The sequence below is a fragment of the Halomonas stenophila genome (assembly GCF_014192275.1).
GTDB lineage: Bacteria > Pseudomonadota > Gammaproteobacteria > Pseudomonadales > Halomonadaceae > Halomonas > Halomonas stenophila.
In genome coordinates this window covers 39237-58229 of record NZ_JACHXR010000006.1, presented here as the reverse complement: position 1 = coordinate 58229, position 18993 = coordinate 39237, and the positions used below count along the sequence as shown (strand labels likewise).

The window sequence follows — 18993 nt, the reverse complement described above, 5'->3', positions numbered from 1 at the left end:
CTCACATCAGCACGATGTCGTACTGCTCCTGGGAATAGTGGGACTCCACCTGGAAGCGGATGGTCTTGCCGATGAACTCCTCCAGGTCCGCCACGGCCGCCGACTCCTCGTCGAGCAGCCGGTCGACCACCGACTGCGAGGCCAGCACCGTATAGGTCTCGGCGCTGTAGGCCCGCTCCTCGCGCAGGATCTCGCGGAAGATCTCGTAGCACACCGACTCGGGGGTCTTGAGGGTGCCACGGCCATGGCAGCAGGGGCAGGCCTCGCAGAGCGTCTGCTCCAGGCTCTCCCGGGTGCGCTTGCGGGTCACCTGGACCAGGCCGAGCTCGGTGACGCCGGTGCACTTGGTCTTGGCGTGGTCGCGCTCCAGCGACTTCTCCAGCACCCGCAGCACCTGGCGCTGGTGCTCCGGGTCCTCCATGTCGATGAAGTCGATGATGATGATGCCACCCAGGTTGCGCAGCCGCAGCTGGCGGGCGATGGCGGTGGCGGCCTCGAGGTTGGTCTTGAAGATCGTCTCCTCGAGGTTGCGGTGGCCCACGTAGCCGCCGGTGTTGACGTCGATGGTGGTCATCGCCTCGGTGGGATCGATGACCAGGTAGCCCCCCGACTTGAGCTGCACCTTGCGGCCCAGCGCCTTCTGGATCTCGTCCTCGACGCTGAACAGGTCGAAGATCGGGCGCTCGCCGGCATAGTGCTCGATGCGCTCCACCGCCGAGGGCATGAACTCCTCGGCGAACTCCAGCAGCTTGACGTGGTTCTCCCGGGAGTCGATGCGCACCTTCTCGATATCGTCGCGCATCACGTCGCGCAGGGTGCGCATGAACAGCGGCAGGTCATCGTAGATGGCGCTGGGCGCCGAGGCGGTGACCTTGCGCTCGCTGACCTTGCGCCACAGGCGCAGCAGGAAGTGCATGTCGCCGGCCAGCTCCTCGAGGCTGACCCCCTCGGCGGCCGTCCGCACGATGAAGCCCCCGGTGACCTCGAGGCTCTGCTCCCCGGTGGCCGCCTCGACCAGCGCCCGCAGCCGCTCTCGCTCGCCGTCGTCCTCGATGCGCTGGGAGACGCCATGGTGGGGCGAGTCGGGCATGTAGACCAGGTAGCGGGACGGCACCGAGAGGTGGGTGGTCAGCCGGGCGCCCTTGGAGCCGATCGGGTCCTTGGTGACCTGGACCACCAGGGCCTGGCCCTCGTGGAGCAGCTGAGCGATGGAGACCTGCTCGTCGGCGGGGGTGCCCGGCGGCATCACCTCATGGGCATGGATGAAGGCGGCGCGGTCGAGGCCGATGTCGACGAAGGCGGCCTGCATCCCCGGCAGGACGCGCACGACCCGACCCTTGTAGATGTTGCCGACGATGCCCCGGCGGCGGGCCCGCTCGATGAAGGCCTCCTGCAGCACGCCGTTCTCCACCACGGCGACGCGGGTCTCCATCGGCGTCAGGTTGATGAGTACTTCACCGCTCATGCGGAAATCCTTGTCCAGAGGAAACTCGAGCCATTATGACATAGCCGGCGCCGGCCGCGACCGGTTCCACAGGGGCACGCCCTGGCGCGACAGCAGCGCGGCCGTCTCGAACAGCGGCAGCCCCACCACCGCCGAATGACTGCCCTCCAGGCGCGCGACGAACACCGCGCCCCGCCCCTGGATGGCATAGCCGCCGGCCTTGTCGGCGGGCTCGCCGGTGGCCCAGTAGGCGGCGATCTCCTCCTCGGCGATCTCGCGCATGGTCACCCGGGTGACCACGCGGGTCGAGAGCAGCCCCGCCGGACCGGTGACCGCCACGGCGGTCAGCACCTCGTGGCGACGGCCCGACAGCGCGCGCAGCATGGCGGCGGCGTGTTCGCGGTCCCGGGGCTTGCCGAGGATCGTCCCGTCACACACCACGGCGGTGTCGGCCCCCAGGGTCGGCAAGGGGCCCAGGGCGGCGCCCGCCCGGGCCTTGTCCTCGGCCAGGCGCAGCACGTAGGCCTCGACGGCCTCGCCGGGCAACGGCGTCTCGTCGAGGTCCACCGGGCGCACCTCGACGGGCACGTCGATGGATCCCAGCAGCTCGCGACGCCTCGGCGAGGCCGAGGCCAGACAGATCAGCGGGGAAGCGGCGGGCATGGCGTCTCCGGGGTCAGTCGCCGTCGGTGCGGCGACGGAAGACCCGGAACAGCGTGGTCAGCCAGGGCCAGAGCACCGCCCCGATCAGCGAGGGCAAGAGGAAGGAAAGGTGGATCGAGAAGGGCCCGAGCAGGGTCCGCAGCCATTGCTCGACGAGCTGTACCGTGCCCAGCAGCACCAGGATCAGCACCGCCTGCTGGAGCAGGGAGTAGGCCCGGAAGCGGGGATAGACCAGGGCACAGAGGAAGGCCAGCAGCGACAGCAGCAAGGCGTTCTGGCCGAGCGGCGCCCCCTCGATCAGGTCGAGCAGGATCCCCAGCACGAAGCCATGGAAGACCCCCACCCGCTGTGGCGCCTTCATGCACCAGTAGATCAGCATCAGCCCCAGCCAGTCGGGACGCCAGATCTGCCAGCCGTCGGCCAGGGGCATCACCTGCAGGCACAGCGCCAGCAGTAGCGTCAGCCAGATCCACGGCAGGCTGGTGGTCTTCGTGGCGGCCATCAGGGCTCCTCCTCGCGGGGACCGGCGGCCTCCAGCGCGGCGCGGATGGCGACGGAATCGAGCCGTACGCTCCAGCCGCCCCGCCCGGGGGCCTCGGGGGGCTCCGGGGGAAACAGCAGCAGGAAGTGGCGCGAGCGCTGCAGCTGGGCCACGGGGCGCGCGTCGACCCGGGCGAAGGGCTCGCCGGGATCGTGCACCACCTGGGTGACCCGGGCGACCGGGTAGCCGGACGGGAACCGTCCCGCCAGCCCCGAGGTCACCAGCAGGTCCCCCTCGCGGATATCGGCGGTGTCGGGAACATGCAGCACGCTCAGGGCCTCGTACCGGCCGGTGCCCTGGATGATGAAGCGCAGGCCGTTGCGATTGACCTGGACCGGCAGCGCATGGCTGGCATCGGCCACCAGCAGCACCCGGCTGGAATAGGCCGACACGGCCGTGACCTGCCCCACCAGCCCCGCGGCATCCATGACCGGCTGGCCGACGAAGACGCCGTCGCGGCGACCGCGGTCGATCACCATGCGATGGGTGAAGGGGTCCGGATCCAGCGAGAGCAGCTCGGTGGTGATGAAGGGGATATCATGCTCCCGGGTGGCATCCAGCAGCTCGCGCAGGCGGACGTTCTCGGCGGTGAGGCTGGCCATGCGCTGCACCCGGTGGGACAGGGTCAGGATCTGCTCCCGCAGGCGCCGGTTCTCCTCCACCAGCGCTCGCTGGTCGGACAGCGCCAGGGCGCCCCAGTTGAGCACGTCGCTGGGCAGGCTGACGGCCCACTGGATCGGTGCCACCAGGGTGGAGAGCTGGGCCCGCACGGGCTCCATGCGAGTGAAGCGCAGGTCGACGAACATCAGTGCCGCGGCGAGGATCGCACACAGCAGCATGCGATAGCCCGGCACCGATCCGTGCGAGAACAGCGGTTTGATAGCGTTCTCTCCCTATACTCCCTGTGCGGCGGCAACCGCCACCATGCCATAGAACGTCTTTCCAAGCGTCCATGAAGATGAGCGCCGAGGGCCAGGTGACGCGAGGGTCTTTTGCCATGCCGGGCAAGAGTAGCCCCCGGACGGGTCTACGACGCCCTCGCGATGGTCCGACACTTCGGGGCTTGTCGCCGGGAAGCTCATCTCTCCCGCCGGGCTGCAACAGGAACGACTGGTCGCTCAATCGCTGGAGAGCAGCTCGAAGGTATGCTGGTCGATCATCTCCAGGGCCTTGCCGCCGCCGCGGGCCACGCAGGTCAGCGGGTCCTCGGCGACCACCACGGGCAAGCCGGTCTCCTCGGCGATCAGCTTGTCCAGGTCGCGCAGCAGGGCCCCGCCGCCGGTCAGTACCAGGCCGCGCTCGGCGATGTCGGAGGCCAGCTCGGGCGGCGACTGTTCCAGGGCGCTCTTCACCGCGGCGACGATGGAGCCCAGGGTCTCCTGCAGGGCATCGAGGATCTCGTGGGAATTCAGGGTGAAGCTGCGCGGGATGCCCTCGGCGAGGTTGCGGCCACGCACGTCGATCTCGCGCAGTTCGCCGCCGGGGTAGGCACAGCCGATCTCTTCCTTGATGCGCTCGGCGGTGGACTCGCCGATCAGGCTGCCGTAGTGGCGGCGCACGTAGGCGATGATGGCCTCGTCGAAGCGGTCGCCGCCGACGCGGATGGATTCCGAGTAGACCACGCCGTTGAGCGAGATGATGGCGATCTCGCTGGTGCCGCCGCCGATGTCGACGACCATCGAGCCCTGGGCCTCCTCGACCGGCAGCCCGGCGCCGATGGCCGCCGCCATGGGCTCCTCGATCAGGAACACCTCTCGGGCGCCGGCGCCCTCGGCCGACTCCTTGATGGCCCGGCGCTCCACCTGGGTCGACATGCAGGGCACGCACACCAGGACCCGTGGACTGGGTGTCAGGAAGGTGCTCTGATGGACCTTGCGGATGAAGTACTGGAGCATCTGCTCGGTAACGGTGAAGTCGGCGATGACACCGTCCTTCATCGGCCGGATGGCGGTGATGTTGCCGGGCGTGCGTCCCAGCATGCGCTTGGCGTCGGCGCCCACGGCCGCCACGCTGCGCATGTTGCCGGACTGGCGGATCGCCACGACCGACGGCTCGTCGAGCACGATGCCGCGCCCGCGGACGTAGATCAGCGTATTGGCGGTCCCCAGGTCGATCGACAGATCGCTGGAGAACAGCCCCCTCAAACGTTTGAACATGAAGTCGTTACCTAGTGCAGACCGGGAACCCTGTGCGGGGGCAAACGGTATCACTGCACCCCATAAGCGGCAAGCGAAACGCCCCTCGCCTGGATGCAACGGGCCTGCCAGCGCGGGCGCGAATGTGGTACCTTTTGCGGTCTTTTCCCCACCCCTTCGAGGACACCCGATCATGGCGCTTGAACACGCAGACGTTCTCAGGGCCGCCCACCTGGCCCGACTCGGCCTGGACGAGAGTGAGGCCGCCCACTACCTCGACGACCTGGGGCGCATCCTGGAGATGGTCGACCAGTTGCAGGGGCTCGACACCGAGGGCGTCGCCCCGCTGGCCCACCCGCTCGACGCCACCCAGCGCCTGCGCGCCGACGAGGTCACCGAGACCGACCAGCGCGAGACCTTCCAGCGCTGCGCGCCGGCGGTGGAAAACGGCCTCTACCTGGTGCCGCGGGTCGTCGAATGACCCCTTCGTCCCCCAACGTCAACGGCAAGTCTTCACGGAGCCACGGGTCCATGCACGACAAGACACTGACCGAGCTCGCCGCCGGCCTGGCCGCCGGCGAGTTCTCCAGCCGCGAGCTCACCCAGAGCCTGCTGGCACGTATCGAGCGCCTCGACGAACCGCTCAACAGCTTTATCACCGTCACCGCCGAGCAGGCCCTCGCGGCCGCCGATGCCGCCGATGCCGCCCGCGCCAACGGCGAGGCCGGCCCGCTCACCGGCCTGCCGCTGGCCCTCAAGGACATCTTCTGCACCCGTGGGGTGAAGACCAGCTGCGGCTCGCGGATGCTCGACACCTTCACCGCCCCCTACGACGCCACCGTGGTGGAGAAGCTCGCCGCCGCCGGCACCGTCAGCCTCGGCAAGACCAACATGGACGAGTTCGCCATGGGCTCGTCCAACGAGAACAGCTTCTATGGCCCGGTGAGGAACCCCTGGGACCTCGCGGCGGTCCCCGGCGGCTCCTCCGGCGGCAGCGCCGCCGCGGTCGCCGCGGGCCTGGTGCCGGCGGCCATGGGCACCGACACCGGCGGCTCGATCCGCCAGCCCGCCGCCTTCTGCGGCATCACCGGCCTCAAGCCCACCTATGGCCGGGTCTCCCGCTACGGCATGATCGCCTACGCCTCGAGCCTCGACCAGGCGGGGCCCATGGCGCGCTCGGCCGCGGACTGCGCCCACCTGCTCGGCGCCATCGCCGGCCACGACCTGCGCGACTCCACCTCGGTGGCCCGCGGCGTGCCGGACTACGTCGAGGGCCTGGACGCGCCGCTGACCGGCCTCAAGATCGGCCTGCCCCGGGAGTACTTCGGCGACGGCCTGGACGACGGGGTAGAGGCCGCGGTGCGCGAGGCGATCAAGACCTACGAGTCGCTGGGCGCCACGGTGCGCGAGGTCAGCCTGCCGCACACCCACTACGCCATCCCGGCCTACTACGTGATCGCCCCGGCCGAGGCCTCCTCCAACCTGTCGCGCTTCGATGGCGTGCGCTTCGGCCATCGCTGCGAGGCGCCCGCCGACCTCATCGACCTCTACAAGCGCAGCCGCGCCGAGGGCTTCGGCGAGGAGGTCAAGCGGCGTATCCTGATCGGCACCCATACCCTCTCCGAGGGCTTCTTCGATGCCTACTACAAGCAGGCCCAGAAGGTCCGCCGGCTGATCCGCCAGGACTTCCTCGACGCCTTCGAGGAGGTCGACGTGCTGATGGGCCCGGCCTCGCCGACCCCGGCCTTCGACCTGGGCGCCAACAAGGATCCGGTGTCGATGTACCTGCAGGACATCTACACCATCGCCGTCAACCTGGCCGGCATCCCCGGCATCAACGTGCCGGCCGGCTTCGCCGGCGGCCGCCCGGTGGGCCTGCAGATCCTCGGCACCCACTTCGCCGAGGCGCAATTGCTCAACGTCGCCCACCAGTTCCAGCAGGCCACCGACTGGCACCTGCGCCGTCCCGCCCTCGCCGAGGAGACCGCCTGATGCAATGGGAAACCGTGATCGGCCTGGAGGTCCACGTCCAGCTCGCCACCCGTTCCAAGATCTTCTCCGGCGCCTCCACCGCCTTCGGCGCCGAGCCCAACACCCAGGCCTGCGCCGTGGACCTGGGGCTGCCCGGGGTGCTGCCGGTGCTCAACGAGGCCGCGGTGGCCATGGCCGTACAGTTCGGCCTGGGCATCCACGCGGAGATTCCCGAGGTCTCGGTCTTCGATCGCAAGAACTACTTCTACCCGGACCTCCCCAAGGGCTACCAGACCAGCCAGATGTACCAGCCCATCGTCGGGCCCGGCGAGGTGGAGATCACCCTGGAGGACGGCAGCACCAAGCGCATCCGCGTACACCACGCGCACCTGGAGGAGGACGCCGGCAAGTCGCTCCACGAGGACTTCCACGGCATGACCGGCATCGACCTCAACCGTGCCGGCACGCCGCTGCTGGAGATCGTCTCCGAGCCGGACATGCGCTCGGCCAAGGAGGCCGCGGCCTACCTCAAGGCGATCCACTCGCTCGTCACCTACCTCGGCATCAGCGACGGCAACATGGCCGAGGGCTCGATGCGCTGTGACGTCAACGTCTCGGTGCGCCCCGCCGGCCAGGAGACCTTCGGCACCCGCGCCGAGATCAAGAACGTCAACTCCTTCCGCTTCGTCGAGCGCGCCATCGCCTTCGAGGTCGAGCGCCAGATCGAGCTGATCGAGGATGGCGGCGAGGTGGTCCAGGAGACCCGCCTCTTCGATCCCGAGGCCGACGAGACCCGCAGCATGCGGACCAAGGAGGAGGCCAACGACTACCGCTACTTCCCCTGCCCCGACCTGCTGCCGGTGGTGCTCGACCAGGCCTACGTCGATCACCTGCGCGACAACCTGCCGGAGCTGCCCGCCGAGAAGCGCGCCCGCTTCGAGAGCGAGCTGGGGCTGTCCGCCTACGACGCCGGCGTGCTCTCGGCGAGCCGCGCCATGGCCGAGTACTTCGAGGGAGTCAAGGACGTGTGCGGCGATGCCAAGCTGGCCGCCAACTGGGTCCAGGGCGAGCTCTCCGGCGCCCTCAACCGGGAGGGGCTGGCCATCGTCGACAGCCCCGTCTCGGCCGCCCAGCTCGGCGAGCTGGTCGCCCGGGTGAAGGACGAGACCATCAACGGCAAGGCCGCCAAGCAGGTCTTCCAGGCGCTGTGGCACGGCGAGGGCGACTCCGCGGACGCCATCATCGAGGCCAAGGGCCTCAAGCAGGTCACCGACAGCGGCGCCATCGAGGTGATGATCGATCAGGTCATCAATGACAGCCCGGCCCAGGTGGCCCAGTATCGCGACGCCGAACCCGACAAGCGCGGCAAGATGATCGGCTACTTCGTCGGCCAGGTGATGAAGGCCTCGCGGGGCACCGCCAACCCCCAGCAGGTCAACAAGCTACTCAAGGAAAAGCTCGACGCCTTGTGCTGAGCCATAGGCGGGCGCCCCGCGCCTGTCCGTCCAGGGCAATTGCCGTTGGCTATGACGAGAGGCGCCGAGGACAGGTCGAAGAGGAGGTCCTACGCCATGGATGGCATCGGTAGCGCCCAGGGAAGGGTTCACAGCGCCTCCTCGAAGACCTGTCCCCGGTCAGCCCCGAGCGGCCGGTTAACTGCAACAGTCCTGCCGACCCGTCGATTTCAGAGGATGATCCATGGCAGACGATGTCGGCGCGCGCCTGCGCGCCCTGCGTAACCTGAGGGGCATCTCCCAGCGCGAGCTGGCCAAGCGCTGCGGGGTGACCCACTCCAGCCTGTCGCTGATCGAGCAGGGCAAGGTCTCCCCGTCCGTCAGCTCGCTGAAGAAGATCCTCGACGCCATCCCCATGAGCGTTGGCGACTTCTTCACCATGGACCTGGAGAGCCGCGACCAGGTCTTCTATGCGGCGGACGAGCTGGCCGACGTGGGCACCGGTGACGTCATCTACAAGCTGGTCGGCGGCAACCGCGTGAGCCGCGCCCTGAACTTCATGATCGAGACCTACCCCGCCGGCGCCGACACCGGCCGCGAGATGATCGCTCACCAGGGCGAGGAAGCCGGCGTGGTGCTGGAAGGCGAGATCGAGATCACCATCGGCGCCGAGACCCGGGTATTGCAGGCCGGCGAGGCCTACTACTTCGACACCAACGTGCCCCACCGCTTCCGCAACGTCGGCGAGGCCGCCTGCCGACTGATCAGCTGCGCCACCCCCGCCCGCAGCTTCTGAGCCATCTCCTCCGACAGAAGTCGGCTTCTCGAGACACCGCGTCATGCCCGGCGTCGTCGCCGGGCGACGCTTTGTCAACGCTTCGCCTTTGGGCCAGGATGATGACCACGACACCAGGATGATCGCATCAGACCGGATGCGACTCCGATCATCCGAGCCCCAAGGAGACCGCCATGATGTCGCGACTGCTTCCCCTCGCCCTGGCCACCAGCCTGATCGCCCTGCCGACCTTCGCCCAGGAGGAAGACCCCGACGCCACGGCGCCCACCGTCGAGGAGAGCCAGGCCGTCGAAGTCGAGGCCGAAACCGATATCGAGGCGGACACGGAGCGCGAAACCGACGAGGACTCGATCGTCGTGGAGGACAGCGAGGCCTCCACGACCCTGGAAGGCCTCCAGGAGGACGAGACCATGCCGGACACTGCCCAGCCCGGGCTCGGCACCGCCTACGACGCGGTCACGACCGGCGGCGTCGGCGCCGATGGCCAGACCGTCAGCACCGAAGCCAGTGAAGGCCGTAGCCTCGAGGCGGGCGCGACCGCCGATGAGCGCGGCGCCACCGCCAGCGCGACGGGTGCCGACAATGCCGGTGGCGGCGCTGGAGGTGCCGGAGGCGGCGCTGGAGGTGGCGCTGGTGGTGCCGGTGGCGGCGCTGGAGGTGGCGCTGGTGGTGCCGGTGGCGGCGCTGGAGGTGGTGCCGGTGGTGCCGGTGGTGGCGCTGGAGGTGCCGGTGGTGCCGGTGGTGGCGCTGGAGGTGCCGGTGGTGCCGGCGGCGGAGGCCCCTGAGCCTCCCTCTCGAAGGCCGGCGCTCGCCGGCCTTCCTGCGTTGGCCCCTTTGACAGGCTCCTCACCCGATGCAATCATGTGGAAACTTTTTCCATTAACAGGAGCAGCCCATGCCGATCGTCAACATCCAGCTGATCGAAGGGCGCAGCGACGCCCAGAAGGAAGCCCTGATCGAGAAGGTGACCGCCGCCTGCGTGGAGACCGTCGACTGCACGCCGGAGAGTGTGCGGGTCGTGCTGGCCGACATCGCCCCCCAGGACTTCGGCGTCGCCGGCGCCTCGGTCAAGAAGCGCCGCGAGACGACCACCTGATCCCTCACCCCGGCCTCCCCTCGCCGGGCCTGCCGCGTCCCGGCTCCCTCATCGTGATCGCCCGGCCTGCCACCCCCTGGCGGGCCCCTCGCCCCGCCACCCGCCAGGCGCGCCGTCATGACAGCCGCATCGCTACTTTCCCCCTAGGAAATTTGAGCCGCTGCGCCGGCTGCCACCATCCAGACTAAGCAGACAAGGCACCGTGACGACCCGGCGGGATCCTGCCGGGCCCCGAACGCCGGTGATCCCATGGCAGACGAGGGAAAGCATCATGACAGCGCTCACCTATCGCACCCTGGACGGCGACCAGGCCGCCCTGCCGGCCGAGGCCGTCGACGACTTCGCGGCCCGCCTGAGGGGACACTTGATCACCCCGGCCGACGCGGATTACCCGCCGCTGCGACGCGTCTGGAACGGCATGGTCGACCGCCACCCGACCTTGATCGCCTGCTGTCAGGGCAATCAGGACATCGTGCAGGCCATCGACTTCGCCCGCGCCCGGCGCATGTGCCTGAGCGTGCGGGGCGGCGGCCACCATATCGCCGGCAACGCCATCGCCGAGGGCGGCCTGGTGATCGACCTCTCGGCCATGCGCTCGGTGCATGTGGATCCCCGACAAGCCACCGCCCGGGTGGCACCCGGCGCCCTGCTCGGCGACGTCGATGCCGAGACCCAGGCCTTCGGCCTGGCGACTCCCCTGGGCATCAACTCCACCACCGGCGTGGCCGGTCTCACCCTGGGCGGTGGCTTCGGCTGGCTGACCCGCAAGTTCGGCATGACCGCCGATAACCTGCTCTCGGCCGACGTGATCACCGCCGATGGTCAGCGGCACCGCGTCTCGGCCGAGGAGGAACCCGAGCTGTTCTGGGCCCTGCGCGGCGGCGGCGGCAACTTCGGCGTGGTGACCTCCTTCGAGTTCCGCCTTCATCCGGTGGGCCCGGAGGTCCATGCCGGGCTGGTGGTCTACCCCTTTGAGCAGGCCCGCCAGGTGCTGCATGCCTGGCGCGACTTCACCCGCCAGGCGCCCGATGAACTCAGCGTCTGGGCGATCCTGCGCGACGCCCCGCCCCTGCCCTTCCTCCCCGAGGCCGTGCATGGGCAGCGCGTGGTGGTCTTCGCCCTCCTGCATTGCGGCGATCCGGCCAACGCCGAGCGCGACCTGGCCCCGGTGCTGACGTTCGGCGAACCGGTCGGCCAGATGCTGGGCACCCAGCCGTATGCCGGCTTCCAGGCGGCCTTCGACCCCCTGCTCGCCCCGGGGGCCCGCAACTACTGGAAGTCCCACGACTTCGCCGAGCTCACCGACGAGGCCCTGGAGCAGGCCATCACGGCGGCCGAGATACTGCCGGGCCCGGAGTGCGAGATCTTCCTGGCCCAGCTGGGGGGCGCCATGTCGCGGGTCGACCCGACCGCCACCGCCTATGCCGGCCGCGACGCCCACTACGTGATGAACGTGCACGCCCGCTGGCAGGACGCCACCGAGGATGACCGCTGCCGCGACTGGGCACGCGACGTCTTCCGCGCCCTCGCCCCCTTCGCCACGGGCGGCGGCTACGTCAACTTCCTGACCGAGGACGAAGGCGACCGCGTCGCCAGCGCCTATGGCGTCAACTACGAACGCCTGCAGGCGGTGAAGCGCCGCTATGACCCGGACAACCTGTTCCGCGTGAACCTCAATATCCCGCCCGCCGGCGCCGAGGACGCCGCCTGACGTTGCCCCGAACGACGCCCGGCGCCCCTGAGGGGGCGACAGGCCGGCCGGGACCGCGTGGCGCGATCCCGGTCGTGGCGAACTCAAGGCGCGAGCGTCATCCACACGCTCTTGAGATCGGAATACTCCTCCAGCGAGTGGTGGGACTTGTCGCGGCCGTTGCCCGACTGCTTGACCCCGCCGAAGGGCACCGTCTGGTCCATGTCCGCCCAGTTGTTGACGAACACCTGGCCCGAGCGCAGCCGCCGGGTGACGCGCATGATGCGATCGATGTCCTGGCTCCACAGCCCCGCCGCCAGGCCGTAGTCGCTGTCGTTGGCCAGCCGCACGGCCTCCTCCTCGCTGTCGAAGCCGAACACCGACAGCACCGGGCCGAAGATCTCCTCGCGGCCGATGGCCATGGCGTCGGTGACGCCGTCGAACACCGTGGGCGGGATAAACAGCCCCGGGCCGTCCAGGGCGCGCCCGCCGGTGCGCAGGGTCGCGCCCTCCTCCACGCCGCGGCGGATATAGTCCAGGATGCGGGCATGCTGCGTTTCATCCACGATCGCGCCCATAAAGCTGTCCGGATCCAGCGGATCGCCGGGCTGCATGCGCTCGGCGGCGGCCAGCACCTTCTCGACGAAGGCCTCGCGGATCGCGTTCTCGACCAGCAGCCGGGAGCCGGCGATGCACACCTCGCCCTGGTTGTGGAAGATCGCCGCGGCGGCGTGCTCGGCCACCCGCTCCAGGTCCCGGCAATCGGCGAAGACGAGGTTCGGGCTCTTGCCGCCGCACTCCAGGAAGACCTTCTTGAGGTTCGACTGGCCGGCGTACTGCATCAGCTGCTTGCCGACCGCGGTGGAGCCGGTGAAGGCCAGGCAGTCGACACCCATCGACAGCGCCAGCGCCTTGCCCACGCTGTGGCCGAAGCCCGGCAGCACCTGGAAGACGCCCCGCGGCAGGCCGGCCTCGCGGGCCAGGCTCGCCAGACGCAGCGCGGAGAGCGGCGACTTCTCCGAGGGCTTGAGGATGACGCTGTTGCCGGCGGCCAAGGCCGGGGCGATCTTCCAGGCGGTCATCATCAGCGGGAAGTTCCACGGCACGATGGAGGCCACCACCCCCAGCGGCTCGCGCAGCACCAGGCCCAGGGCGTCGTCGCCGGTGGGCGCGACCTCGCCGTAGAGCTTGTCGATGGACTCGGCGTGGTGGCGCAGACAGCCGATGGCGCCGGCCATGTCGCCGAGCGAACTCGACACCGGCTTGCCCATGTCCAGGGTGTCGAGCAGCGCCAGCTCGTGGCGATGCGCCTCCATCAGCTCGGCCAGGCGCAGCAGCACGGCCTTGCGGCCCGCCGGGGCCAGGCGCGACCAGGCGCCGCCGTCGAAGGCGCGCCGCGCGGCCGATACCGCGGCCTCGGCATCGGCGGCGTCGCAGCTCACCACCTCGGCCAGCACCTCGCCGGTGGCCGGGTTGGTGGTGGTCAGGGTCGCGCCACCTTCGGCATCGACGAAGGCGTCGTCGATAAAGGCGCGGGTCTCGAACCCTTGCTCGAATTGCAGCGAGGCGGCCAGTGCCTGCCAGTCGTCGCGGGTCGCTGGATGGCGTGCGAGGCTCATGCGCGAATCTCCTCGGGTTGGGGGACGGCGGACGGGACCAGCGGGCATGGCTCGGCCAGGCGGCGCGCGGTCTCGTCCAGGGCCTGGCGCGCCAGGTGCACCAGTTCGTCGATCTCGTCACGGGTGATCACCAGCGGCGGGGCGATGATCATCGTATCGCCCACCGAGCGCATCACCAATCCGGTGGCGAAGCAGATGTCCCGGCACAGGCTGCCGGCGGCGAGCGACTTGTCGAAGCGCTCACCGGTGGCCTTGTCGGCGACCAGTTCCAGCGCGCCCATCAGGCCCAGCGAGCGTGCCTCGCCGACGATGGGGTGCTCGCCCAGTTCCGACCAGCGCTCGGCCAGGTAGGGCCCCAGGTCCTCGCGGACTCGCTCGACGATGCCCTCGGCCTCCAGCAGCTCCAGGTTCTTCAGGGCCACGGCCGCACAGGTCGGATGCCCCGAGTAGGTGAAGCCGTGGAAGAACTCGCCGCCCTCCTCGATCAGCGTCTCGGCCACGCGATCGCCCACCAGCACGCCGCCGATGGGCAGATAGCCCGAGGACAGCCCCTTGGCGATCGGCATCAGGTCCGGTTCGAGGTCGAAGTGCTGGCTGCCGAACCACTCGCCGAGGCGGCCGAAGCCGCAGATCACCTCGTCGGCCACCAGCAGGATGTCGTACCTGGCCAGCACCGCCTTGACCGCCGGCCAGTAGCTCGCCGGCGGCATGATGGCGCCGCCGGCCCCCTGCACCGGCTCAGCGATGAAGGCCGCCACCTTGTCTTCCCCGAGTTCGAGGATCTTCGCCTCCAGCGCCTCGGCGCAGGCGCGACCGAAGGCCTCCGGCGACGGGTCGTGGCCCTCGCCGAGCCGCCCTTCACCGAACCAGTAGGGCTGGCGGATATGAGTGATGCCCGGCACGCAGGGGCCGCCCTGGTCGTGCATGGGCGCCATGCCGCCCAGGCTCATGCCGGCCACGGTGGAGCCGTGGTAGCCGTTCTCGCGGCCGATGATCCACTGCTTCTCGGGCTTGCCCTCGAGAGACCAGTAGCGGCGCACCATGCGCAGCACGGTGTCGTTGGCCTCGGACCCGGACCCGGTGAAGAACACATGGTTGATGTGCGACGGCGCCAGATCGCAGAGCTTCTCGGCCAGGCGGGCCACGGGCGGGTGGGTGGTCTTGAAGAAGGTGTTGTAGTAGGGCAACTGCTCGAGTTGGGCGGTCGCCGCCTCCACCAGCTCCCGACGACCGTAGCCGAGGTTCACGCACCACAGTCCGGCCATGCCGTCGAGGATGCGATGGCCGTCACTGTCGTGGATATAGACGCCCCGGGCATGGGTGATGACGCGACTGCCCTCCTCGCCCAGCGCCTTGAAGTCGGTGAAGGGATGCAGGTGATGGGCCCGGTCCAGGGCCTGGCACGCTTGGGTCTGCATGAAGAGTCTCCGTTGTCATGGGCCCTCAGGCCGAAAGGGGCGAGATGCTGACCTGGTGCTGGGCGCAGGCCTGGGCGAAGGCGGTGAACAGGGCGTCATACAGCGGATGCGCCCGGGGGCGCCACTCGGGATGCCACTGCACCGCCAGGGTGAAGGCGGGTGCGTCGGTGACCGAGATGGCCTCGATCAGGCCGTCCGGCGCCACCGCCTCGGCGGTGAGGCCCTCGCCGAGGCGCTCGATGCCCTGCTGATGCAGGGAGTTCACCCGGGCCCGGCGCTCGGGGTAGAGCGCCGCCAGCCGCCCGCCCGGCAGGATCTCCAGGTCATGGCTGGGCGCGTACTGGGCCTCCCGGTCGCCGGCCGGCTCCCGGTGGTCGAGCCTGCCCGGCTGGTGCTGCACCGCCTGGTAGAGGCTGCCGCCGAAGGCCACGTTGAGTTCCTGGAAGCCCCGGCAGATGCCCAGCAGCGGCACCCCCTGGTCCAGGGCCACCGGCACCCAGGCCATGGCCGCGGCATCGCGGTCCCGGTCGTCTCGGGTGTTCTCGGGGGCGCGCTCGGCCCCGTAACGCTGTGGCGCCACATTGGTGTAGCTGCCGGTCAGCACCAGGCCGTCCAGGCGAGCCAGCAGGGACTTGATGGCCGCCCCCTCGACAGGCTCCCAGACCGGCAGCACCACCGGCTCGAGGCCATACTCCCGCAGGGCGCTCAGGTACTTGTCGGTGACCATATGGGCGGGATGGCCCTCCACCTCTCGGCGGCAGGCGATCACCCCCACCAGGGGTCGGGTCTGCATGGCAGCCTCCTCGATAAAGCGTGACAGCGTGGTTGTTATGCTTTGCTCAACATAGCGCGGTTGATTAATCTTGCCAACCCGAACATCATCACCAGCCGGCGAATCTTATTCAATTCCATGTTTTATAACGATTTATTGGAGTGATCGTCGAGCATCTACCACCAAGCCCCTCGCCAATAACGTAAAAGATTTGACAACAAGTACCGCTTTCACCAAAGATGGCCACAACGCCAATGTCCCAAGGAAACAGGTGTCATCATGCCGCCCCTCCCCGTCGACGAAGCCCGTGACTTCCTGGAACGTCACCCCGAAATTGCCAGCATCGACCTGCTGATCAGCGACCTCAACGGCGTGCTGCGCGGCAAGCGCATCCCCCGCGAGAACCTGGAGAAGGCCTGCCGCGACGGCGTCAACCTGCCGGCCTCGGTGTTCGCCCTGGACATCCTCGGCAACACCGTCGAGGCGACCGGCCTGGGGCTGTCGAGCGGCGATGGCGACCGGGTCTGCCGCCCCGTGCCGGGCACGCTGATGCCGAGCCCCTGGCTGCGCAACGGTCGCCAGGCCCAGCTGCTGATGACCATGCACGATGTCGACGAGACCCCCTACTTCGCCGATCCGCGCCAGGTGCTGTCCCGGGTCCTCGAGCGCTTCCGCCTGGCGGGCCTGACGCCGGTGGTCGCCGTGGAGATGGAGTTCTACCTGGTCGACCGCCAGCGTGACGCCCTGGGCATGATCCAGCCGCCCTGCTCGCCGGCCAGTGGCGAGCGCGCCAGTCACAGCCAGCTCTACTCGATCAGCGAGCTCGACGAGTACGCCGACTTCCTCGAGGACATCCACGCGGCGGCGCGCACCCAGGGCCTGCCGCTGGACACCGCCCTCAAGGAGTGCGCCCCGGGCCAGTTCGAGATCAACCTGATCCACTGCGACGATGCGCTGGCGGCCTGCGACAGCGCCGTCCTGCTCAAGCGACTGATCAAGGGCGTGGCGCTCCAGCACGGCTTCGAGGCCACCTTCATGGCCAAGCCCTACGGCGACGAGGCCGGCAACGGCACCCACGTGCATATCAGCCTGCTCGACGAGGCGGGCCGCAATGTCTTCGCGGCCGAGGACGGCGACCCCCTGGGCACGCCTCGGCTGAAGCAGGCCGTGGCCGGGCTGCTGGAGCTGATGCCGGCCTCCATGGCGCTGTTCGCGCCCAACCTCAATTCGTTCCGCCGCTTCCAGCCGGGACTCTACGTGCCCATGGCCCCGACCTGGGGCTACGACAACCGCTCGGTGGCGGTGCGCATCCCGTCCGGCCCCAACGAGGCCCGGCGCATCGAGCACCGGGTCGCCGGCGCCGACGCCAACCCCTACCTGCTGATGGCCGCGCTGCTGGCGGCCATCGACCACGGCCTGCAGCGCCGGCCCACGCCGCCCCCGGCGATCACCGGCAATGCCTACGACCAGGTGGCGCCCAGCCTGACCAACAGCTGGCGCCAGGCGCTGGCCCTGTTGGAAGACAGCGACGCCCTCTGCGAGGCCCTCGGACGGGAGTTCATGGGCGTCTTCCTGGCCAATCGCCGCGCCGAGCGCGACCAGGCCATGCAGGCGGTCAGCAAGCTGGAATACGACTGGTACCTGCGCCACGTCTGAGCCGCAGCCGGCGCCGGGCCCCCCGGCCTTGCCCACCCGCGTCACCGATGCCCCCGGCGTCCTCCGCCGGGGGCCGTCCGGGGCGCCCCGTGCCGGTCCGATCCCCCCGTTCATCCATCCGCCACCAAGGGAGCCACGAAATGACAACCACAATCCCCCTTGCCCCGGTTCTTGCCGCCCGACCCACGACAGCGCATAAGGGAGGTCGCCCATGAGCCAGTCCACCCACCCCTTCGCCCCCTCCCTGCCGGCCCGACGCGGCACGGGACGGACCCTCCTGCTGGTGCTGGCCGTGCTGGGCTCGGTCGTCGGCCTGACGCTGGCCCATCGCCCCGGCACGGACTATGGCTGGATCAGCCTGGTGCCGTCGCTGATCGTGCTGGTGGTGGCCATCGCCACCCACCGCACCCTCGAGGCTCTGGCGGTCGGCGTGCTCGCCGGGCTGATCCTGCTCCAGCCCGACGACTTCGTCGGTGAACTCGCCGATATCTCGCTGTCGGTGATGATGAACGAGACCATCGCCTGGCTGATCCTGGTCTGCGGCCTGATGGGCGGCTTCATCGCCATGCTCGAGAAGTCGGGCTGCACCCTGAGCTTCAGCCACTTCATGACGCGGATGGTGAAGACCCGCCGCCAGTCGCTGCTCAGCACCGCCGCCCTGGGCGTGCTGATCTTCATCGACGACTACCTCAATGCCCTGGCCACCTCGGCGGCCATGAAGCGACTCACCGACCGCTTCGGCGTCTCCCGGGAGAAGCTGGCCTACATCGTCGACTCCACCGCGGCGCCGATCTGCATCCTGGTGCCCCTGTCCACCTGGGCGGTGTACTTCGCCGAACTGCTGGAGACCAACGCGGCCACCGACGGCCCCGGCATGTGGCTGTACATCCAGTCGATCCCCTTCATGCTCTACGGCTGGGTGGCCATGGGCCTGGTGCTGCTGGTCGCCGCGGGCAAGCTGCCCGACCTGGGGCCGATGCGGGCCGCCGAGGCTCGCGCCCGCGCCGGCCAGCCGATTCCCGATGGCGCCCCGGACCAGCTCCTCGGCGACGATGACACCCCGGCCATGCACCCCTGGCTCGGCGTGGTCAACTTCCTGGCCCCCATGGCCGTGCTGATCGGCGCCAGCGCCTGGTTCGAGATCGACCTGCTCAAGGGCGTGATCGTCGCCACCCTGTTCACCCTGGTGCTCTACCTGATCCAGCGCCTGGCCACCTTCAATACCCTGATGGACGCCATCATGGACGGCTTTCGCACCATGATGCTGCCGCTGGCCATCGTCGCCGTGGGCTTCGTGCTGCGCGAGGTCAACGACCAGCTGGGCATGACGGCCTTCATGATCGACGCCCTCTCGCCCTACCTGACGGTGGCCCTGCTGCCGGCCCTGGTGTTCGTCTCCATGGCCGTGGTGGTGTTCGCCACCGGCTCGTCCTGGGGCGTGTTCGTGATCTCGATTCCCATCGTGGTGCCCATGGCCCAGCACATGGGGGCCCCGATGCCGCTGGTGGTGGGCGCCCTGCTCTCCGCCTCGAGCTTCGGCAGCCACGCCTGCTTCTTCTCCGACTCCTCGGTGCTGTCCTCCCAGGGCAGCGGCTGCCTGCCGATGCAGCACGGCCTGACCCAGTTCCCCTATGCACTGCTCGGGGCCCTGCTGACCGCCGGCGGCTTCGTGGTGCTGGGCCATGCGATGACCTGACCGCTTTTCTCGTCCCCCGCTTCGCGGCGCCTCCGGGCGCCG

17 protein-coding genes are annotated in these 18993 nt (G+C 69.4%); 9 read left to right on the top strand and 8 right to left on the bottom strand.

All coding sequences use genetic code 11. The features are described from left to right. Position 1: 1 nt before the first annotated feature. The 5 genes from rng to FHR97_RS11800 all read right to left on the bottom strand — a co-directional run bounded on the left by rng (position 2) and on the right by FHR97_RS11800 (position 4804). On the bottom strand, positions 2-1465 hold the full coding sequence (gene rng / locus FHR97_RS11820) for a ribonuclease G (RefSeq protein ID WP_183384018.1): 1464 nt from the start codon (positions 1463-1465) through the stop codon (positions 2-4). Positions 1466-1498: 33 nt separating this feature from the next. Beyond that, a complete protein-coding gene (locus tag FHR97_RS11815; RefSeq protein ID WP_183384017.1) occupies positions 1499-2107 on the bottom strand; it encodes a Maf family protein in 609 nt (202 codons plus the stop codon). Positions 2108-2120: 13 nt separating this feature from the next. Beyond that, positions 2121-2609: a rod shape-determining protein MreD gene (mreD, locus tag FHR97_RS11810; RefSeq protein ID WP_183384016.1), complete on the bottom strand. Its 489-nt coding sequence runs from the start codon at positions 2607-2609 to the stop codon at positions 2121-2123. After that, on the bottom strand, positions 2609-3487 hold the full coding sequence (mreC, locus tag FHR97_RS11805) for a rod shape-determining protein MreC (RefSeq protein WP_183384015.1): 879 nt from the start codon (positions 3485-3487) through the stop codon (positions 2609-2611). The genes mreD and mreC overlap by 1 nt, the downstream gene beginning before the upstream one ends. Positions 3488-3766: 279 nt before the next feature. Beyond that, the gene (locus FHR97_RS11800; protein WP_016854442.1) at positions 3767-4804 is read right to left on the bottom strand and encodes a rod shape-determining protein; all 1038 of its coding nucleotides are present in this window, start codon (positions 4802-4804) and stop codon (positions 3767-3769) included. A gap of 172 nt (positions 4805-4976) precedes the next feature. Between FHR97_RS11800 and gatC the strand changes: the two genes are divergently transcribed. The 7 genes from gatC to FHR97_RS11765 all read left to right on the top strand — a co-directional run bounded on the left by gatC (position 4977) and on the right by FHR97_RS11765 (position 11811). After that, complete coding sequence (gene gatC, locus FHR97_RS11795; protein WP_183384014.1) at positions 4977-5264, top strand: Asp-tRNA(Asn)/Glu-tRNA(Gln) amidotransferase subunit GatC; 288 nt, start codon at positions 4977-4979, stop codon at positions 5262-5264. Positions 5265-5314: 50 nt separating this feature from the next. Then, positions 5315-6775, top strand: coding sequence for an Asp-tRNA(Asn)/Glu-tRNA(Gln) amidotransferase subunit GatA (gatA, locus tag FHR97_RS11790; RefSeq protein ID WP_183384013.1), 1461 nt, complete (start codon positions 5315-5317; stop codon positions 6773-6775). Next, positions 6775-8229 carry an Asp-tRNA(Asn)/Glu-tRNA(Gln) amidotransferase subunit GatB gene (gene gatB / locus FHR97_RS11785; RefSeq protein ID WP_183384012.1) on the top strand — a complete coding sequence of 485 codons (1455 nt, stop codon included), beginning with the start codon at positions 6775-6777 and terminating at the stop codon, positions 8227-8229. Before gatA ends, gatB begins: the two co-directional genes overlap by 1 nt. Before the next feature lie 223 nt (positions 8230-8452). Beyond that, positions 8453-9004, top strand: coding sequence for a cupin domain-containing protein (locus tag FHR97_RS11780; RefSeq protein WP_183384011.1), 552 nt, complete (start codon positions 8453-8455; stop codon positions 9002-9004). A 173-nt stretch (positions 9005-9177) separates the two neighbouring features. Then, complete coding sequence (locus FHR97_RS11775; protein WP_183384148.1) at positions 9178-9789, top strand: hypothetical protein; 612 nt, start codon at positions 9178-9180, stop codon at positions 9787-9789. Positions 9790-9899: 110 nt separating this feature from the next. After that, on the top strand, positions 9900-10100 hold the full coding sequence (locus FHR97_RS11770; RefSeq protein WP_183384010.1) for a 2-hydroxymuconate tautomerase: 201 nt from the start codon (positions 9900-9902) through the stop codon (positions 10098-10100). A 271-nt stretch (positions 10101-10371) separates the two neighbouring features. Then, positions 10372-11811 carry an FAD-binding oxidoreductase gene (locus FHR97_RS11765; RefSeq protein ID WP_183384009.1) on the top strand — a complete coding sequence of 480 codons (1440 nt, stop codon included), beginning with the start codon at positions 10372-10374 and terminating at the stop codon, positions 11809-11811. 83 nt (positions 11812-11894) lie between these two features. Here the strand turns inward: FHR97_RS11765 and FHR97_RS11760 are convergent, their stop codons facing one another. Genes FHR97_RS11760 through FHR97_RS11750 form a run of 3 tightly spaced genes read right to left on the bottom strand, consistent with a single transcriptional unit; the run spans position 11895 to position 15620 of the window. Further along, positions 11895-13409 (bottom strand): aldehyde dehydrogenase, encoded by a 1515-nt coding sequence (locus tag FHR97_RS11760; RefSeq protein WP_183384008.1) that lies wholly within the window; start codon positions 13407-13409, stop codon positions 11895-11897. Further along, positions 13406-14827: an aspartate aminotransferase family protein gene (locus FHR97_RS11755; protein ID WP_183384007.1), complete on the bottom strand. Its 1422-nt coding sequence runs from the start codon at positions 14825-14827 to the stop codon at positions 13406-13408. Before FHR97_RS11755 ends, FHR97_RS11760 begins: the two co-directional genes overlap by 4 nt. A gap of 25 nt (positions 14828-14852) precedes the next feature. Continuing rightward, a complete protein-coding gene (locus FHR97_RS11750) occupies positions 14853-15620 on the bottom strand; it encodes a gamma-glutamyl-gamma-aminobutyrate hydrolase family protein (protein WP_183384006.1) in 768 nt (255 codons plus the stop codon). A 258-nt stretch (positions 15621-15878) separates the two neighbouring features. Between FHR97_RS11750 and FHR97_RS11745 the strand changes: the two genes are divergently transcribed. Together FHR97_RS11745 and FHR97_RS11740 are read left to right on the top strand one after the other, a co-directional pair. Further along, on the top strand, positions 15879-17255 hold the full coding sequence (locus tag FHR97_RS11745) for a glutamine synthetase family protein (RefSeq protein ID WP_183384005.1): 1377 nt from the start codon (positions 15879-15881) through the stop codon (positions 17253-17255). A 211-nt stretch (positions 17256-17466) separates the two neighbouring features. Beyond that, a complete protein-coding gene (locus tag FHR97_RS11740; RefSeq protein ID WP_183384004.1) occupies positions 17467-18951 on the top strand; it encodes a Na+/H+ antiporter NhaC family protein in 1485 nt (494 codons plus the stop codon). Positions 18952-18993: the final 42 nt, after the last annotated feature.